The sequence below is a fragment of the Paenisporosarcina sp. TG20 genome (assembly GCF_000286315.1).
Taxonomy (GTDB): Bacteria; Bacillota; Bacilli; order Bacillales_A; family Planococcaceae; genus Paenisporosarcina.
Window position 1 is genome coordinate 1 of sequence record NZ_ALJG01000125.1, and the last position, 4,260, is coordinate 4,260.

The window sequence follows — 4,260 nt, forward strand, 5'->3', positions numbered from 1 at the left end:
ATGATTGTAGTGGAAGGCGGCGACTCCTGCGGGAAAAGCGAGACAGACGAGACCCCGCAGGAGCTTGCGACGAGGAGACTTGACGCTCGCCCGCGGAAAGCGTCCGCCTGTAACGGAAATTATACCTAAAACCAAAGTCGATACTATATGGAATGTCCGTCTAGACTGATACTTAAATTTACACATACAAAATCATAACTTAGCATTCATTCGCATAAACTCTTTCACATAGCTTTGTAAAGGAGGACAAGAAGTGAATCAAGTAAATTGGAATCTGCAAGAAGTATTTTATTTCCCGGAACATTATGGGGTACCAAGCGATGCATTTAAAATAAACGTTAAACCGCAAGTTGAATTTCAACAATTAAATGGAGTGTGCAGTTTATATGGTATTTACCACATATCAGCAAATGTCCATTTTCAACCAGGTGAATGTCAACATCTTTACACTTCAGAATGTATATCAATTGATGACCTAGACCTAAATGGTGAAAATGGTTATTTTGAATATGCAGTACCTTTATTTGTTGAATTACCACCAACTTACGTTCACGGTAAAATACAACCGGAAATTCAATTATCTAACATAGAAGCTATCATCACTGAAGACCAAACGTTAAAAATTGGATGGGACGTCATGTGTTCGTATGAAGAAGTTGAAGAACTACCAATGGAAAGTAGTTCTAGCTCTTCAAGTAGCAGCTCATCAAGTGAGGAATCCTCCCCAGAAGAAAATCAAGCGCCTAAAGGGGATAGTGCATTACCATTTTTCTTGTATGATTTAAAGGATTCTTATACAGTATTTGAAAGTTAAATGAAATCTCTTTGAAATAGAAAAGCAAACCCAATTAGAAAACACAAGAGAAAGATATCGAATGTGGTTGGGATAAAAATGGTTCTAATTAGTTGGAAACAACAAATGGGTATGACAATACTTTTACAATAAAAACGAGTTCTACGAAGCCAAGGGGGAAGCAGGTAGGGGTTATATCCTCTTCTCATTTAAATTCCTCCTTTCAATAATACTTGACGTCTAGACGTGTAGTCCTATACAATAATTTTAATCTTGAAATACGTAAGGCTTTGCAAGCAGTTGCTTGACGTGTCAACTAAATATGGATGCATCGATTGGGAAGAGTAAAATGTGCTGTTATCAGTAGAGAGGAAACGCTTGGTGAAAGTTTCCGTTAACACACTTTGAATGTCGCCCAGGAGCAGTTTCTGTGAAAAAATGTAGTAGCAGAAACCGGTTAAAAGCCGTTATATAAACTTGAGCGCGTGATGATTATTTGATTATCTGCGAATAAAGGTGGTACCGCGAACAACTCCTTCGTCCTTTTTGTGACGACTGGAGTTTTTTTGTATGGTTAAAAAATATTAACAACGATTTCTATGGACTGGTGTAGTACGCTTTTCTAATAAAAAAGGAGGAACTTATCATGACAGAACAAAAACCACAACTCCCAACAAAATATGATCCAAAGTCGATTGAACAAGGCCGTTATGAATGGTGGCTAAAAGGAAAGTTTTTTGAAGCTCAACCAAAAAGTAATAAGGAACCCTACACAATCGTTATACCACCACCAAACGTTACGGGTAAATTACACTTAGGCCACGCTTGGGACACAACTTTGCAAGATATTTTAATTCGCATGAAACGCATGCAAGGATATGATGCACTCTGGTTACCAGGAATGGACCATGCTGGAATTGCGACTCAAGCGAAGGTAGAAGAGAAACTTCGTTCAGAAGGCAAATCACGTTACGATTTAGGTCGTGATGACTTCATTACAGAATCGTGGAAATGGAAAGAAGAATATGCTAGCCATATTCGTACGCAATGGTCAAAACTTGGTCTAGGTTTAGATTATTCTCGTGAGCGTTTTACGCTTGATGAAGGTTTATCAAATGCTGTTAAAGAAGTTTTTGTTAAACTTTATAAAAAGGACCTAATTTATCGTGGAGAACGTATTATCAACTGGGATCCCGCAACGAAAACAGCGTTATCTGATATTGAAGTAATTCATCAAGACGTACAGGGTGCCTTCTATCATATGCGTTACCCACTATCAGATGGCACGGGTTATATTGAAATTGCTACCACTCGACCTGAAACGATGCTTGGCGATACCGCCGTAGCCGTGCATCCTGAAGATAAACGTTATTTACATTTAATCGGTAAAACAGTAACCTTACCAATCGTTGGACGTGAAATTAAAATAGTCGCAGATGATTATGCCGATATGGAACTTGGAAGTGGTGCAGTTAAAATCACACCAGCACATGATCCAAATGACTTTGAATTAGGTAATCGACATAACTTAGAGCGTATTTTAGTTATGAATGAAGATGGGACAATGAATGGTCTAGCTGGAAAGTATGAAGGAATGGATCGTTTTGAATGTCGCAAACAAATTGTAGCGGACCTTCAAGAATCCGGCGTCTTATTTAAAATTGAAGAACATCTTCATTCGGTTGGTCACTCTGAACGTAGTGGTGCAGTTGTTGAACCGTATCTTTCAACACAATGGTTTGTTAACATGCAGCCACTTGCTGATAAAGCGATTAAATTACAACAAGGTGAAGATAAGGTTGAATTCGTACCAGAGCGTTTTGAAAATACGTATTTACGCTGGATGGAAAACATTCACGACTGGTGTATCTCTCGCCAATTATGGTGGGGTCACCGCATTCCAGCATGGTATCATAATGACACAAATGAAATTTACGTTGGCCATGAAGCACCTGCTGACAGTGAAAACTGGAAACAAGATGAAGACGTTTTAGACACTTGGTTCTCATCTGCGCTTTGGCCGTTCTCAACAATGGGTTGGCCGGATGAAACGAACGAAGAATTCAAACGTTATTATCCAACTGATGTATTGGTTACCGGTTACGACATTATTGCATTTTGGGTATCTCGTATGATCTTCCAAGGTCTTGAATTTACTGATAAACGGCCGTTTGATGATGTATTAATTCATGGTTTGGTACGTGCTGAGGATGGTCGAAAGATGTCCAAATCACTAGGTAACGGGATTAATCCTATGGACGTTATCGATAAATATGGTGCAGATTCACTCCGCTACTTCTTATCAACTGGTTCATCACCAGGGCAAGATTTACGTTTCTCAATTGAAAAAGTAGAGTCCGTTTGGAACTTTGCCAATAAGATTTGGAACGCATCACGTTTCGCCATGATGAACATGGAAGGAATGAAGTTTGAAGACATCGACTTAAGCGGTGAAAAATCAGTTGCAGATGCATGGATTCTAACTCGCTTAAATGAAACAATTGATCAAGTTACGAAACAAGCAGATAAATATGAGTTCGGTGAAGTAGGTCGCGCACTTTACAACTTCATATGGGATGACTTCTGTGACTGGTATATCGAGATGGCGAAACTTCCTTTAAACGGTGAAGATGAAGACGCTAAGAAAATGACACGTTCAGTATTAGCATATGTGTTAGACAATACGATGCGATTACTACATCCATTTATGCCGTTCATCACCGAAGAAATTTGGCAGAGCTTACCACACGAAGGTGAATCCATAACAATAGCTGCATGGCCAACAGTAAATGAATTATTGACAGATACTAAGAAAGCATCAAGTATGAAATTGCTTTCAGATATCATTCGCTCTGTTCGAACAATTCGTGCTGAAGTTCAAACGCCAATGAGTAAAAAAGTACCTCTATACATCTCAGCAAAAGATGCTGAAACTTTAGCGATACTTGAAGAAAACAAGATGTACTTAGAGAAATTCTGTAACCCAGAACCATTAGTACTGGGTCAAGGAATCGAGGCACCTGGCCAATCAATGTCAAGTGTTGTATCTGGTGCACAACTATTTCTACCACTCGAAGGTTTAATTGATTTCGCAGCTGAAAAGGTTCGCTTAGAAAAAGAACTGGAAAAATGGGCGAAAGAAGTTAAGCTTGTAACAGGCAAACTTTCCAACGAACGCTTCGTGTCAAAAGCACCAGAAGCAGTCGTAGCGGAAGAACGTGCAAAACAACAAGACTATATTGAAAAACACGCGATTGTTGAAAAACGCTTAGCTGAATTGAAGAATATATAATTTTTAAAGAGTGTCTCAAAAGCATAAAGCTTTTGAGACGCTTTTTTTCTTGGGGTTTGAAGCTCAAAAGAAGAAATCATTCAGGAGTGTTTCAAAAGCTAGTTCACTTGAATTACTGAGATGATTTTTAAAGTGATTTTTTGATTTAGAAAAGTTTATCGGTCAAACTGGGTAG

2 protein-coding genes and 1 other annotated feature are annotated in these 4,260 nt (G+C 38.8%); both genes read left to right on the forward strand.

What is annotated here, in order from left to right; translation table 11 throughout:
• The first annotated feature begins 253 nt into the window (after nt 1–253).
• The gene (locus B371_RS0101280; protein WP_019412513.1) at nt 254–814 is read left to right on the forward strand and encodes a hypothetical protein; all 561 of its coding nucleotides are present in this window, start codon (nt 254–256) and stop codon (nt 812–814) included.
• 301 nt (nt 815–1,115) lie between these two features.
• Nucleotides 1,116–1,341 (forward strand) — a binding site (T-box leader).
• A 98-nt stretch (nt 1,342–1,439) separates the two neighbouring features.
• Nucleotides 1,440–4,085, forward strand: coding sequence for a valine--tRNA ligase (locus B371_RS0101290; protein WP_019412515.1), 2,646 nt, complete (start codon nt 1,440–1,442; stop codon nt 4,083–4,085).
• The last annotated feature ends 175 nt before the right edge of the window (nt 4,086–4,260 follow it).